Annotated in this window: 13 protein-coding genes and 1 tRNA gene; 6 read left to right on the top strand and 8 right to left on the bottom strand. The window is 64.0% G+C overall.

The window, feature by feature from the left end:
* Nucleotides 1-106: 106 nt before the first annotated feature.
* The 4 genes from sbcB to minC form a co-directional block, all read right to left on the bottom strand.
* Entirely contained in the window at nucleotides 107-1,597 is a 1,491-nt protein-coding gene (gene sbcB, locus FZZ93_RS04015) for an exodeoxyribonuclease I (RefSeq protein ID WP_149321035.1), read from the bottom strand.
* Nucleotides 1,598-1,674: 77 nt separating this feature from the next.
* On the bottom strand, nucleotides 1,675-1,926 hold the full coding sequence (minE, locus tag FZZ93_RS04010; protein WP_149321034.1) for a cell division topological specificity factor MinE: 252 nt from the start codon (nucleotides 1,924-1,926) through the stop codon (nucleotides 1,675-1,677).
* Nucleotides 1,923-2,741, bottom strand: a complete 819-nt coding sequence (gene minD, locus FZZ93_RS04005; protein ID WP_149321033.1) for a septum site-determining protein MinD — start codon at nucleotides 2,739-2,741, stop codon at nucleotides 1,923-1,925. Before minD ends, minE begins: the two co-directional genes overlap by 4 nt.
* A gap of 71 nt (nucleotides 2,742-2,812) precedes the next feature.
* Entirely contained in the window at nucleotides 2,813-3,565 is a 753-nt protein-coding gene (gene minC, locus FZZ93_RS04000; RefSeq protein WP_149321032.1) for a septum site-determining protein MinC, read from the bottom strand.
* Nucleotides 3,566-3,806: 241 nt separating this feature from the next.
* Between minC and FZZ93_RS03995 the strand changes: the two genes are divergently transcribed.
* A complete protein-coding gene (locus FZZ93_RS03995; protein WP_149321031.1) occupies nucleotides 3,807-6,584 on the top strand; it encodes a DUF349 domain-containing protein in 2,778 nt (925 codons plus the stop codon).
* 31 nt (nucleotides 6,585-6,615) lie between these two features.
* Here FZZ93_RS03995 and phbB read toward each other — a convergent pair whose 3' ends face one another.
* A complete protein-coding gene (gene phbB / locus FZZ93_RS03990; protein WP_149321030.1) occupies nucleotides 6,616-7,362 on the bottom strand; it encodes an acetoacetyl-CoA reductase in 747 nt (248 codons plus the stop codon).
* Nucleotides 7,363-7,552: 190 nt separating this feature from the next.
* Here phbB and FZZ93_RS03985 point away from each other — a divergent pair.
* Both FZZ93_RS03985 and FZZ93_RS03980 read left to right on the top strand, forming a co-directional pair.
* Nucleotides 7,553-7,629: transfer RNA gene (locus tag FZZ93_RS03985), tRNA-Met, on the top strand.
* A gap of 612 nt (nucleotides 7,630-8,241) precedes the next feature.
* Nucleotides 8,242-9,180: a tetratricopeptide repeat protein gene (locus FZZ93_RS03980; protein WP_149321059.1), complete on the top strand. Its 939-nt coding sequence runs from the start codon at nucleotides 8,242-8,244 to the stop codon at nucleotides 9,178-9,180.
* Between the two features lie 65 nt (nucleotides 9,181-9,245).
* On the opposite strand, the gene FZZ93_RS03975 is transcribed toward FZZ93_RS03980, so the two are convergent.
* The gene (locus tag FZZ93_RS03975) at nucleotides 9,246-9,689 is read right to left on the bottom strand and encodes an META domain-containing protein (protein WP_149321029.1); all 444 of its coding nucleotides are present in this window, start codon (nucleotides 9,687-9,689) and stop codon (nucleotides 9,246-9,248) included.
* Between the two features lie 123 nt (nucleotides 9,690-9,812).
* Here FZZ93_RS03975 and FZZ93_RS03970 point away from each other — a divergent pair, with 123 nt between their 5' ends.
* Nucleotides 9,813-10,217, top strand: a complete 405-nt coding sequence (locus FZZ93_RS03970; RefSeq protein ID WP_149321028.1) for a DoxX family protein — start codon at nucleotides 9,813-9,815, stop codon at nucleotides 10,215-10,217.
* Nucleotides 10,218-10,262: 45 nt separating this feature from the next.
* On the opposite strand, the gene FZZ93_RS03965 is transcribed toward FZZ93_RS03970, so the two are convergent.
* The gene (locus tag FZZ93_RS03965; RefSeq protein ID WP_149321027.1) at nucleotides 10,263-10,703 is read right to left on the bottom strand and encodes a VOC family protein; all 441 of its coding nucleotides are present in this window, start codon (nucleotides 10,701-10,703) and stop codon (nucleotides 10,263-10,265) included.
* An 81-nt stretch (nucleotides 10,704-10,784) separates the two neighbouring features.
* Between FZZ93_RS03965 and FZZ93_RS03960 the strand changes: the two genes are divergently transcribed.
* Nucleotides 10,785-11,324 carry a DNA-3-methyladenine glycosylase I gene (locus tag FZZ93_RS03960; RefSeq protein ID WP_149321026.1) on the top strand — a complete coding sequence of 180 codons (540 nt, stop codon included), beginning with the start codon at nucleotides 10,785-10,787 and terminating at the stop codon, nucleotides 11,322-11,324.
* A gap of 7 nt (nucleotides 11,325-11,331) precedes the next feature.
* Nucleotides 11,332-12,465, top strand: a complete 1,134-nt coding sequence (locus FZZ93_RS03955; RefSeq protein WP_149321025.1) for a metal-dependent hydrolase — start codon at nucleotides 11,332-11,334, stop codon at nucleotides 12,463-12,465.
* A 5-nt stretch (nucleotides 12,466-12,470) separates the two neighbouring features.
* Here FZZ93_RS03955 and FZZ93_RS03950 read toward each other — a convergent pair whose 3' ends face one another.
* Nucleotides 12,471-13,073 (bottom strand): FMN-dependent NADH-azoreductase, encoded by a 603-nt coding sequence (locus FZZ93_RS03950; RefSeq protein WP_149321024.1) that lies wholly within the window; start codon nucleotides 13,071-13,073, stop codon nucleotides 12,471-12,473.
* Nucleotides 13,074-13,080: the final 7 nt, after the last annotated feature.

The raw sequence follows: 13,080 nt of genomic DNA, 5'->3' as shown, positions 1-13,080 counted from the left end.
TGAATTTCAAGCGCCGCAATAAATCAGTGTTTCCAATACGACATCGCCCGGCACAAGCCGGGCGATGTCGTATTGAGGCTACCCATCAGCCCCAGGCCGTCGTCGCTCAACCGAACGCCTGGGCCGGCATGATCGCCTCCACATGCATCACCAGTTCCTCAAGGATCTGACGCTCCCGATCCGCCAGGGACACCTGGTTGAGCCGCTCGATCTCCCGAGCGAATTCGGACAGTGTGAAGCCGGCAACCGCCGGATCGTTCATGCGTTCCCAACGGAATGACTCCCAGCGCGCCATCTCCTCGCCGCTCAGGGTGTCTGGATAGCTGCGGGCCCGGTAGCGGAACAGCATTTCCTCGAGCCGCGGGTCCTGGAAGGCGAAGCTGGCCCCGACCAGATCCCAGGGGTCGCTGTCGCGCACCCGCTGCATCTGCTGGCGGTCGGAAGGCGAGAAGAAGCCGCCAGAATAGAGCATCAGATCAGGATCGTGGGGTGGCTCGGGCGGCGGCCCCGCAAACACCTCTGCCACCCGCGCCGACACATCCGGAGTCGCCGCCAGCACCTTCCAGTGATGGCGACAGGACGCTACGTCCACACCCAGGCGCTCGACGATCTCGCCATACTCGCCCCGATGCGGGCCACTGGCATCCTTGAGCGCATTGGCCGGCAGGATCACCGGGCACTTATTGAGATGGATGACCTTGAGCGGAATGCGCGACTCTCCCTCGGCCAGGTCATCGTTGCTGACGAAGACCCGATCGCGGATCTGCTGCGCATCCAGCGACAACAGGGGCTCCGGGTCCATCGCGAGGTCGTAGACGATGACCCCGTTGGGATTGGTGGGATGCTCCGCCAACGGCATTACCAGGGCACTGCACCCCCGGCTCGCCGGGTAGCGGCGCGAAATGTGCAGGACCGGCTTACGCGACGGGACATCGATGGCCCGGCCCACGGCACGCTTGCCGCGCATGCTCAGCAGATGATCGAACAGATTGGCGTTGCTGCAACGCAGTAGCCGCGCCAACTCGATGGTCGCCCGCACATCGGCCAGGGCGTCGTGCGCTCCCGCATGCTCGATGCCGTTGGCGGCAGTCAGATCCTCGAGCTTGAAACTCGGCGTGCCGTCGTCACGGGTCGGCCAGGCGATGCCATCCGGGCGCAGGGCGTGAAAGGCGCGCACCACATCGATCAAGTCCCAGCGGGAATTGCCGTTCTGCCACTCCCGGGCATAGGGATCGATCAGGTTGCGGTAAAAGAGATGGCGACCCACTTCATCATCGAAGCGCAGGCTGTTGTAACCCAATGCACAAGTGCCCGGCTCGCTCATCGCGGCCTGGATGCGCCCGGCGAATTCCGCTTCGGGAAGACCACGCCGCTTGGCCTGCTGCGGCGTGATGCCGGTGATCAGACAGGCCTGGGGATGCGGCAAGTAATCATCGGCGGGCTTGCAGAACAGCTCGATGGGCTCGCCGATTTCATTGAAATCGGCATCCGTGCGAATGGCGGCGAACTGCGACGGCCGATCACGACGCGGGTCGGCCCCGAACGTCTCGTAATCGTGCCACAGGAAGGTCAGCGGGGCGGCTTTCTTCTGCGCCATGGGCGATGCACTCCGAGCGGGCTGGGACATGAAGTCCCCAGCCTAGCACAGCCCCGCCGACGGCTCAGCCGCCAATCTCACGCCCTGGGAAGCGTGACGTTCAGCTCCAGTACGGAACAGTTGTCCTCGCTGTCCAGGCTGATATTGATGGCATCATCCTCGATCTGGACATAACGGCGGATCACTTCCAGCAGTTCCTTCTCGAGCATCGGCATGTAATCCGGTTGCCCGCGCTGGCTGCGCTGATGGGCAACGATGATCTGCAGCCGCTCCTTGGCGACGGAGGCAGACTGCTTGCGCTCGCGCTTCAGGAAATCGAGTAGCTTCACCGGCGGCCTCCTCCGAACATGCGGCTCAACAAACTCTTCTTCTGGTACTCGTGGAAACGCAAGGGTACCTCCTCGCCCAGCAGCCGAGAAACCGTGTCGGCGTAGGCCTGGCCGGCGTCGCTGCTCTCGTCGTGGGTGACCGGAACGCCCTGGTTGGAAGCCCGCAGCACCGCTTCGGACTCCGGAATCAAACCCACCAGATTGATGGACAGGATTTCGCGAATGTCCTCGAGATTGAGCATATCCCCCCGATCTACACGATTCGGATTATAGCGGGTGATCAGCAGATGTTCCTTGATCGGGTCGTCTCCACGCTCGGCGCGACGAGTCTTGGAGGACAGCAGGCCGAGGATGCGGTCGGAGTCGCGCACCGATGATACCTCGGGGTTGGTGACCACGATCGCCTCGTCGGCGAAGTACATGGCCAGCTGCGCTCCGCGCTCAATGCCGGCGGGCGAATCACAGATGATATAATCGAAATCCTTGCTCAGGCTCTCGAGCACCTGATCAACGCCCTCCAGGGTCAGCGCGTCCTTGTCCCGCGTCTGGGAGGCCGGCATGATGTGCAGGTTGTCGATCCGCTTGTCACGGATCAGAGCCTGATTCAGCCCCGCCTCGCCTTGAATGACATTGACCAGGTCATAGACCACGCGACGTTCGCAGCCCATGACCAGATCAAGATTACGCAGCCCCACGTCGAAGTCGATCACTACGGTCTTCTGGCCACGCAAGGCCAGGCCTGTGGCGACGGCGGCTGCACTGGTTGTCTTGCCGACCCCACCCTTGCCGGAGGTCACAACGATGATCTTTGCCAAGTGTCACATCCTGTTGTCATGTTGGGAGAAAGGGCGACGGCACGCGCCACCGAATCGTCGTTGTGTGGCCGTCAGTCCAACGGCGTAATACTCAGTTGCGCCTCACTCAAGCGCACCTGTATGGCGGTGCCCAGCAAGCGTGGATCGATATCCTCGAGACGCTTGTAATTGCCGGCCACGGAAAGCAGCTCTGCTCGCAGCTCGCGGCAGAAGATGCCCGCCTGGGTATTGCCATGGATACCGGCCAGAGCGCGGCCACGCAGCGGCCCATAGACATGCACGCTACCGCCGGCCAACACCTCGGCACCGGCATTGACCGCACCAACGACGACAAGATCGCCCTCGGGAGAGGTTATCTGCTGGCCCGAACGCACGGTGCCCCGGAAGATGCGCCCTCCCGCCATTTCATCGGCCACGGGCTCATCGCCCATCAACGGCAACATGTCCTCCTCAGACGCCTCATTTACCGACACGCTCTCCAGAGAACGCGGCCGAGCGGCCTCCTGTGGCGGGAACCAGCCAAGGCCCAACGCCCAGGCCGACTGCTTGACCGGATCGGGGCCACCACGCACGGCCACCGGCAGTAGCTTGTGAGCGCGGCATACCGCACAGATCCGCTCAAGCGCCAGATGCGGCTCATCGAGGTGCTCGACGTTGAGCACCACCGGGGTATGATGAAAGAAGGCCGGAGACTGACTGAGCTTGCCGGCAAGTTGCTCACGAATGTGCTCGGGATCGGCACTGGCCAGTTCCATGACCGTCATCGGCAACATGCCGCCCTTGAAGGTGAATGCCATGCCGTCTCTTTCCACTTTGAGACTCATTGCCGAACTCCACGTCGGATGATGGTCGGGATACAGCTCCCAAGCTAAGCGAGAGCCCCGGACCCTGCAACTGATCATAAGGCCAGCGACCCCTTTTTGTCAGTGTCTCATAACAGCAACACTCATGCTCAACGCCCTTTTCTACCGCGCCGACGCGTGCTTAGATACCCGATGGGTTGATATCGCTCTAAACGCCGTTCACCTGACTCGTGCCCCCTGCCACGACCTCACCGGGAATATCATGCCAGGACTGCTACGCCGACTCTTCGCCCCCCGCTGGCGACACCCGGATCCCGACATCCGCCGCCAGGCCAGTCTCCGGCTCGACCCCGAGCGCGACGACCAGCGCCAGGTGCTCGAGTGCCTGGCCGTCGACGAGGATAGCGGCGTGCGCCGAGCCGCCCTGGAAAGGCTCGACGACCCAGACAGACTCATGGCCCTGCACGCCGAACAGGGTGCGTCAGAAGAGTGGCGCGAACGCCTGCTCATGCTGCTCACCGGCAGGGCGGGACACCAGGATCTGGGGCGACGCATCGCCCTGACCGAGACCCTCGACGACCCGGCGATGCTCGAGCGTCTCGCCCTGGAAGGCGACAACCAACAATTGCGCCTTGCCGCACTGGCACGCCTCGACAGCGAAGAGGCCCTGATTCGGCAAGCCTGCGAGAACGGTATCGCCGCGGTTCGCCATGCCGCCGCCGAGCGCATCACCAGCGTGGCCGGGCTGACACGGCTGATCAACGAGGCACGCCGGGATCGACACGTGATGCGCCGCGCACGCGAACGCCTCAACCAGTTACGCGCCGACGCCGCCTCCCTGGCGGCGGCCCGGGAGCACCGCCAGGCCTTGCTGGAAAAGCTCGAGGCACACGCCGCCAGTGCCTGGGAACCCCTCTATGCCGGGCGTTTTCGCCACCTGGTACGCGAATGGACACAACTGGAAGACACCCCTGACGCCGAGCAGGAGCGTCGCTACCAGGACGCCAGCCTGCGCTGCCGCAAGGTCATCAGCGACCACGACGCGCACGAGCATGCTCAGGATGCCGCCGAGCGCCAGCGCGAGGATGCTGACCAAGCCCGTGAATCCCTGGTCGAGGCCCTGGAGGAAAGTCTCGACGCCTTGCGCCACGGCGACCGACTCGCCGATCAGGACATCGCCAGCCTGCGCTCGCAGAAGCAACTGATGGCCAGCCGCTGGCAAGCGCTCTCCGAAAAGCATCTCACCGACGACGCCCTACGCCAGCGCTATGATGCGGCACTGGCCAGCTATGACCGTATCGTCCAGGCCCGGGTGCGCCTGGACGAACGCGCCGACGACATCCAGCAGGCCTTGACCGATGGCGATGACGAACGCCTCGCCGCACTGGTCGACGCCTGTGGCTGGCCCGACGAGCTGCCGCCCTCCCCGCTGCTGCAACGTGCCCACGACCAGCTCGAACGCCAGGAAACGCCGGCAGACGACAACCTCGAGGCGCGCCTGGCGCGCTTCCACGATGACCTGGAGCGGCTCGAGCGCCTGCTGGAAAGCGGTGCCTTCAAGGGCGCCAGCCGACTCCATCAACGACTCCGCCAACAGGCCGACGAGCTTCCCGGCAAGCGCATCGACGCCGGCCGACTCAAGCGCCTGGGCGCCCGGCTCGCCGAACTTCGCGATTGGCGAGGCTTCGTCGCCGGCCCCAAGCGCGATCAGCTCTGCCAGGAGATTGCCGCCCTGGCCGACGACCGCACCCTCAGCGACGCGGAACTGGACCGCCGCCATCGCCGACTCGTCAAAGAGTGGAAAGACCTCGGCGATGCCGCCGCCAACCGCGAACAAGCCAGGCACTTCCGCGCCGTCTCCGACCGCATCCACGAGCGCCTGAAATCGTGGCGCGAACAGCAACAGACACAGCGACAGCGCAACCTGGAAGCACGGGAGGCACTGTGCGAACAATTGGAAACCCTGCTCGATCAACCCTCGAACCAGGCAGACCCCGACGCCCTGCGCGAAATTCGCGACCGGGCTCGCCAGCAATGGCGACGCCATTCACCGGTGCCCCGCGACCAGGCAGAACCCATCGGTCGCCGTTTCGGGCGTATCCGCCACGCACTCCAGGCACTGATCGAGCGCCGTGCCAACGAGGTCGCCGAGGCCAAGCGCCAGTTGATCGATGAGGCACGCCAGCTACGCGAGAGCGGACAAACCGCCGTTCAGCGGGCAGAAAGCGCCAAGGCGCTGCAGAAACGCTGGCGCGCCCTCGGTCGCGCCCCCCGCCACGAAGAGAAAGCCCTGTGGCACGACTTCCGCCACATCTGCGACGAAATTTTTGCCAGTCGGGATGCCGCTCGCCAGCAGCATGACAAGAGCAACAAGGCCAAGCTCGAGGCCATGCAGGCCTTGATCGAGCGACTGGATGCCTGGCACCCCAATGCCAGTGACGACACCTCACAGCTCGACGACGCCATCAACGAGGCCCTGGCGCTGGAGCCGCTGCCCCATGGGCGCCGCAGTGAAGGCATGCGCAAGCGCTGGTCGGGCATCATCCGCGCCCGACGTGAACGCCTGGCACGCCTTGCCCTGGCTGAAGTGGTCCACCGCTGGCACCGGGTACGCCCGCTGCTCGACGCCCACCTGCGCGCGGACGCTGCCAGCCTGGGAGGCGAGACGCCTCAGGACGTCCAGCATGCCGGAGAGCCTGCCCTATCGAACGATCTGGAATGCGCCCACAAGCGGCGCAACGAGGCCCGGCATTTCCCGCCGGACCAGGCGGACGTCGAAGAGCGCCTGGCGCGCGTCCGCATCCACCTGGCTCTGCTCGCTGGAGGACAGGTCGCCCAGCGGGACGACCCCTTGCGGCTGGCCATTCAGGTCGAGCGCTTGAATGACAATCTGGGACAGGAAGCCTCACGGGTCGAAGAGTTGCGCAGCGTGCTGTGCGAATTGCTCGCCACCGGGCCGATCCCTCCGGCCTTGTGGGAACGGGAGGTCGGCGAGTTGGATCGCAGCCTGGAGAGCCTGACCCAGCTTCCACCTCCCTGAAGACAGCACGCGCCGTGGAAAGCGCGAGCGCTCAGCCCATGAACTGCCCGCCATTGATATCGATATTGGACCCGGTGATAAAACCGGACCCCTCGGCCGCCAGAAAGGCTACCAGCCGACCGATCTCTTCCGGCGTACCGAAGCGTTTCATGGGGATCGACTCGCGGATCGACTCACGGACCTTTTCCGGGATATCCATGATCATGTCGGTGGCGATATAGCCCGGCGACACCGTATTGACGGTGATGCCCTTGGTCGCCGTCTCCTGCGCCAGCGACATGGTCAGGCCATGCATGCCCGCCTTGGCCGCCGCATAGTTGGCCTGCCCGAATTGTCCCTTGCGGCCGTTGATCGACGAAATATTGATGATACGGCCATAGCCGTGTTCGAGCATTTCCTCGATCACGCTACGACAGGTGTTGAACACACTGTTGAGATTGGTATCGAGGACCTCGTGCCACTGCTCGGATGTCATCCTCTTCAGGGTGCCATCGCGGGTGATGCCGGCACAGTTGACCAGCACACCAATCGGTCCATGCGCATCACGGATTTCCTGGGTTCCCTTCACGCAATCCTCATAACAGGAGAGGTCGACGCCAGAGAGCGCAATATTCGTGTAACCATCGGCCCGCTGCGTCTCGAGCCAGTTCCTCGCCTTGTCAGGGTTGCGATACCCGGCAACCACCTGGTACCCGGCATCGGCCAGGGTGCGACAGATGGCGGAACCTATTCCCCCGGTACCTCCGGTTACCCAGGCGACTGTCGTTTCTGTTGTCATAAGGCAGCTCTCCCTTTCCGGTTCACACCATGCCTGGGAGTATCCTCCAGGCCTCTATTAAGTGTCGTTCCTGTACGGGACATCCATGTGACACTCTTTCGAGTATGGACCAACGCTGCCCAAACGGAATCATCTGCGAAAGCCGTGGTTGACGCAGCGCTCAGGATGTGTAGAATACGTCCCACGTTGATGCGGGGTGGAGCAGTCTGGTAGCTCGTCGGGCTCATAACCCGAAGGTCATCGGTTCAAATCCGGTCCCCGCTACCAAATATCGAGAAAGCCGGTTCCTCAGGGAGTCGGCTTTTTCTTTGGGCGTCCCATCACCTCCGGAAGGTCATCGGTTCGCTCTTGTTTCAAGGTCAGCGGTCCTCGCTACCCAATACCGGGAAAGCCGGTTCCCCAGGGAGCCGGCTTTTTCTTTGGACGTCCCATCGCCTCCGGAAGGTCATCGGTTCGCTCTTGTTTCAAGGGCAGCGGTCCCCGCCACCCAATACCGGGAAAGCCGGTTCCTCAGGGAGCCGGCTTTTTCTTTGGGCATCCAATCACCTCTGGAAGGTCATCGGTTCGCTCTTGTTTCAAGGTCAGCGGTCCTCGCTACCCAATACCGGGAAAGCCGGTTCCCCAGGGAGCCGGCTTTTTCTTTGGGCGTCCCATTACCTCAGGAGGGGCATCGGTTCGCTCTTGTTTCAAGTTCAGCGGTCCCCGCTACCCAATACCGAGAAGGCCGGTCCCTCAGGGAGCCGGCTTTTTCTTCGGGCCTCCGGCAATCTGCGGTCCGAAGTCCGTTCGAGCCTCGCGACTTGGGCGCAGGCCTTGAATCCCTCGCGCTTCACCCGCATCTTCCATGGCAAACTCACTCGCATTCAAGGCTTGAACACCATGCCGATCGTCGATCCTCGCACCGGCGAGCCGCTCACTCCCAGCGGCGACGCGGAGCAGAACACCGCCCCATCCCAGGGCCAGCCATCCGACGCCGATATCATCATCGATGTCGACCGCAGCAATATCCAGCAGTTGCTCGAGGCCTCCATGCAGGTTCCCGTGCTGCTGTGTTGCTGGGCGCCTTCGTCGGAGCCCAGCAGGCACCAGGTACCCGTGCTGGAGAAGCTGACCCGGGAGCACGGCGGCGCCTTCATCCTCGGCAAGCTCAATATCGACGACAACCCGGACATCGCGGGGCAACTGGGCGTCCAGTCGGTACCGGACGTCAAGCTCGTCAGCCAGGGCGGCCTGGTGGACCAACTCCAGGGGGCACAGCCGGAACAGCAAGTCCGCGAATGGCTCGGCAAGTACTTCCAAGCACCCGAGGGCGCGCAGCAGAGCCCGGAGGAGCAAGCCGCCGCCGCCCTCGAGGCCGGTGACAGTGCCACCGCCCGCCGCATCTACGAAGAGCTGGTCCAGCAATGGCCCGACCATACCGCCTATCAGGTGGAGTTGGCCCGCGTTCTGGTGGCCGACGGCGAGCCGCAGCAGGCACGGCAGCTGCTCGAGGCCTTGCCGCCGGAGGAACGCGATGCCCCGTCGGCACGCGGTGTGCGCGCCAGTATCGAGTTCGGTGAGGAAGCCCTCTCTGCCGAGGAGATCGCCGCTCTGGGAGATCGCGACGATAGCGAAACCCGCTATCAGCGCGCTCTGCGCCAGGTCGCCGATGGCCAGTACGAAACCGGCCTGGAGAGCCTGCTGGCGCTGATGCGTTCAGATCGCACCTATGGCGACGACGCCGCCCGCAAGACGCTATTGCGCGTCTTCGATGCCCTGGGAGCCGATCACCCTCTGACCGTTGCTTATCGGCGCAAGCTGTTCGCCCTGCTCTACTGAGCTCCCGGGCTCTCACGCTCGGCCGCCGCGGGGCGGCCGAGGTGCTCGTGCCAGCCGATTACCGGTCAATCGACGCGCTGAAAACCTCCCAGTACGCGCTGATCGGGACCGAAGAACACCAGCCTGTCGTGGTCGATCAAATAACGGTAAGCCTCATCGAGCATGTCCGTGACACGTCTGGCATCGGCCATGTTCGGACACGCCATCATGGTAGAGGCCAGATCGCCAAATTCGATGCGATTCTTGTCGCCAAGCTCGACGCTGCCGCCGAACTGATTGCAGCCGTCATGACCGCTGACCCGCCCATCGGGCGTGATCCGGAAATGCGGCGTGGGCGACAGGTCGAGCCGCTCGCTGGTTCCCACCAGTAGCAGATTCCAACGCGGCCCCACCACCGGTCCAGAAACCTCGCCATCCGGAGCGATGTCCGTCCCCGGCTCGCTGGCACAACCGGCCAGTCCCACGGCAATGGCAGTCATCATCAGGATACGGCGTAACGTGATGGTCATCGTGCTATCTTCCTTGCGATTGAGGAATGCGGGTCGGAAAGCCCCCGCATGGACGCCTCAGCTTGCCCCAGCACGCAGTTCAGAACAATGCTGGTACCAGCGAACTCGATGAAGGAAGACACCATGCTCGACGTCCTGCGCAACGACGCCCTCGGCAAACTGATCCTGCGCCTCGCCGTGGGTGGGCTGATACTGCTCCACGGTATCGCCAAGCTGCTCGACCCCGGCACTCTGGGGTGGATCGAAAACCTGCTGGCCAATCAAGGACTCCCGTCATCACTGGCATATGGCGTGCTGATCGGCGAGGTGCTGGCCCCGGCAATGGCCATCCTCGGCTGGCAGACTCGGCTGGCGGGACTGCTGATAGCCGGCAATATGCTGGTCGCCATCGTCCTGGTACACATGGGCGAACTCTTCCAGCTCGGCGACAGCGGCGGCTGGGCACTGGAATTGCAGGGCATGTTCCTGTTCAGCGCCCTGGCCCTGGTATTTCTCGGCAGCGGTCGCATGGCCATGCGACCCGACTGAGGCCGAGCCGCCGGTGGCATTTCCGTGCCCATGCCGTGCGACACCTCACCAGGTGCCGGTATTCTCCATGGACGCCCAGGGCTCCCGCGGCTCCTGGGCCTCGCCGGCTTGCAGAAGCTCGACAGAGATCCCATCGGGGCTGCGCACGAAGGCCATATGACCGTCGCGCGGCGGCCGATTGATGGTCACGCCATTGTCCTGAAGGTGCTGGCACAGCGCGTAGATATCATCGACGCGATAGGCCAGGTGGCCGAAGTTGCGCCCGCCGGTATAGGTTTCAGGGTCCCAGTTGTAGGTCAGCTCGAGTTCCGGAGCCTGGAGTTCCGTCGAGCGTGCCTCATCGGAAGGTGCCGCGAGAAACACCAGGGTAAAACGCCCCTTCTCGCTCTCCTTGCGGCGCACTTCCTTGAGGCCCAGCAGGTCGCAGTAGAAATGCAGTGAGGCCTCGAGATCGGCGACCCGAACCATGGTGTGCAGATATTGCATGAGAATCTCCTTGTTCACAGTGGAAGCGAATAGGGGCATTCTGTCATCGATCCGCCACTCTCGCGACGAGATCGATACCCCATGAGCGACTATTGTGACCTGGCACCGGCCCATCCGTTTCACGGCCCTTATCATGACCACGAATACGGCTTCCCGGTAAAGAGCGACGACGCCCTCTTCGAGCGCCTGGTACTGGAAATCAACCAAGCCGGCCTGTCGTGGCTCACTGTCCTTAAGAAGCGCAACGCCTTCCGCACGGCCTTCGAGGACTTCGTCATCGACCGGGTGGCTGCCTACGGTGACGCGGAGCGGGCCCGCCTGCTGAGCGACGCCGGCATCATTCGCAACCGCCTCAAGGTCGACGCCGCGATCCACAACGCCGGCGTGATTCAGACACTGCGCCAGGAGTATGGCAGCTTCCATGCCTGGCTGGACTGGCACCATCCGCTGGCACACGCCGACTGGGTGAAGCTGTTCAAGCGTACCTTCCGCTTCACCGGCCCCGAGATCGTCGGTGAGTTTCTGATGAGCACGGGGTACCTGCCCGGCGCCCATCGTGACGACTGCCCGGTTCAACGCCGCATCATCGCCGCTGCGCCACCCTGGACCCGCGAGACCTGAGATCGCCATGGATTCCGTGACGCAAGCCGCACTGGGTGCCGCCATTGGTGGCGTCGTGCTGGGTCGGCACCTGGGGCGCCGGGCCGTGCTGTTCGGAGCCGTACTGGGCACCCTGCCGGACCTGGACGTGGTCATCGACTACGGCGATGCCGTGGCCAACGTCACGCAGCACCGCGGCTTCAGCCATTCGCTGTTCGTCCTGGCCGGCCTGGCCACGGCGCTGGCCCTGCTCGCCCGACGGCTGACACCACTGCGTGAAATCGGCCTCGGTCGCTGGCTGGCCTTCTTCGGGCTGTGCTTGATGACGCACCCGTTGCTCGACGCCCTGACCACCTACGGCACCCAGCTCTGGTGGCCCCTGGACGCGCCTCCCGTGGCCGCGCCGCTGGTGTTCATCATCGACCCGCTCTACAGCCTGCCCTTGCTGATTGGCATTGGCGTGGCGCTGATCACCGGCAACGGCGTCCGTGCCCCGGCATGGGGACTGGCCCTGTCCTGCGCTTATCTGGTCGCCTCGCTGGGCGCCAAGACCCTGGTCGAGCAGCGTCTGGCACCGGTGCTGGCCGAACGCGGTCTCGGCGAAGCGCCACGCCTGGTGCAACCGACGCCTTTCAACATCCTGCTGTGGCGCGCCACCATCATCGACGATGGTGCCTACCATGAAGCGCTGGTTGGTGTCTTCGACGGCGGTCATCCGCCGAGCCTGGAAACCTTCTCGCGAGGCGCCGAGCTCGAACCGGCAGCACTGGCCAGCGCTGCCGGTCAGCGGCTGGACTGGTTCGCCGGGCCCTATCTGCGCTACGAGGTCATGGAACGCAACGGGCAGGACATCCTGGTGGCCACCGATCTGCGACTCGGTTTTCCTGGATTCCACCCCTTCCGTTACGCCCTGGCCAGCCGTCAGGAAGCTGAGTGGCATCCCCTGGCGACGACACGGCAATTACCCGAGGCTGGCGGTGACGATCGTTCCGCCATGCGCCACCTCGTGGGTCGCATCCTGGCGCCGGAGCCCATGCTGTGCACCAGCCGCTTCGTGTCCCGGGAGTGGATCGTCGAGGTGCCCGCCGAATGCCAACAGCCTGGTCTCAACGACAAGCGGGCGGTCGAAAGACCGCCCGCCGAACGTGCTGGATTGGGATAGGCACCTCAGAGACGTTCTGTTAACCCCTCGATCGCCTGACGCGCCTCGCCCATGGCCGCTTCACGAAATTCTTCACCCATGGCCAGTCCCTCGGCAAACACGGTATCGACCTCGGTGATACCGATCAGGCCGAGCATGTGCTTGAGATGTGGCGTCTGGCTGTCGAGCTCGGTGCCGGCATACTGGCCGCCCCGCGCCGCGAGGATCATCGCCCGCTTGCCCTCGAGCAGGCCCAGGGGCCCATCCTCGGTATAGCGGAAGGTGACGCCGGCCCGCAGGATGCGGTCGAACCAGGCCTTCATCTGTGACGGAATGCCCAGATTGTAGAGCGGAACCCCGAGCACCAGAACATCATGCGCCTGGAGCTCATCGATCAAGGCGTCGGAACGCGCCGCCAGTTCACGCTGCTCGGGCGTGCGCTCGCCCGCCGGCACTTGCCAGCTGGAAAGCTCCGGCAGCCCCAGGTGGGGCAGTTCATCGGCGATCAGGTCGCGCGTGGTGATGGCAACATCATCACGCGCGGCAAGCTGAGCCTTGAAATGCTCGGCCAGTGCCAGGGAATTGCCATCGAGGATGGAAGACGTCAGAACGAGAACGCGAGTGGTCATGGTGATC

The sequence above is a fragment of the Halomonas eurihalina genome (assembly GCF_008274785.1).
Taxonomy (GTDB): Bacteria; Pseudomonadota; Gammaproteobacteria; order Pseudomonadales; family Halomonadaceae; genus Halomonas; species Halomonas eurihalina.
Note: the sequence above shows the minus strand (reverse complement) of the source record. Positions and strands in the feature narration are given on the sequence as shown.

Coding starts and splice junctions, on each gene's coding strand:
- sbcB (WP_149321035.1), bottom strand. CDS start 1,597: ATGGCGCAGAAGAAAGCCGCCCCGCTGACCTTCCTGTGGCACGATTAC.
- minC (WP_149321032.1), bottom strand. CDS start 3,565: ATGAGTCTCAAAGTGGAAAGAGACGGCATGGCATTCACCTTCAAGGGC.
- FZZ93_RS03995 (WP_149321031.1), top strand. CDS start 3,807: ATGCCAGGACTGCTACGCCGACTCTTCGCCCCCCGCTGGCGACACCCG.
- phbB (WP_149321030.1), bottom strand. CDS start 7,362: ATGACAACAGAAACGACAGTCGCCTGGGTAACCGGAGGTACCGGGGGA.
- FZZ93_RS03980 (WP_149321059.1), top strand. CDS start 8,242: ATGCCGATCGTCGATCCTCGCACCGGCGAGCCGCTCACTCCCAGCGGC.
- FZZ93_RS03975 (WP_149321029.1), bottom strand. CDS start 9,689: ATGACCATCACGTTACGCCGTATCCTGATGATGACTGCCATTGCCGTG.
- FZZ93_RS03970 (WP_149321028.1), top strand. CDS start 9,813: ATGCTCGACGTCCTGCGCAACGACGCCCTCGGCAAACTGATCCTGCGC.
- FZZ93_RS03965 (WP_149321027.1), bottom strand. CDS start 10,703: ATGCAATATCTGCACACCATGGTTCGGGTCGCCGATCTCGAGGCCTCA.
- FZZ93_RS03960 (WP_149321026.1), top strand. CDS start 10,785: ATGAGCGACTATTGTGACCTGGCACCGGCCCATCCGTTTCACGGCCCT.
- FZZ93_RS03955 (WP_149321025.1), top strand. CDS start 11,332: ATGGATTCCGTGACGCAAGCCGCACTGGGTGCCGCCATTGGTGGCGTC.
- FZZ93_RS03950 (WP_149321024.1), bottom strand. CDS start 13,073: ATGACCACTCGCGTTCTCGTTCTGACGTCTTCCATCCTCGATGGCAAT.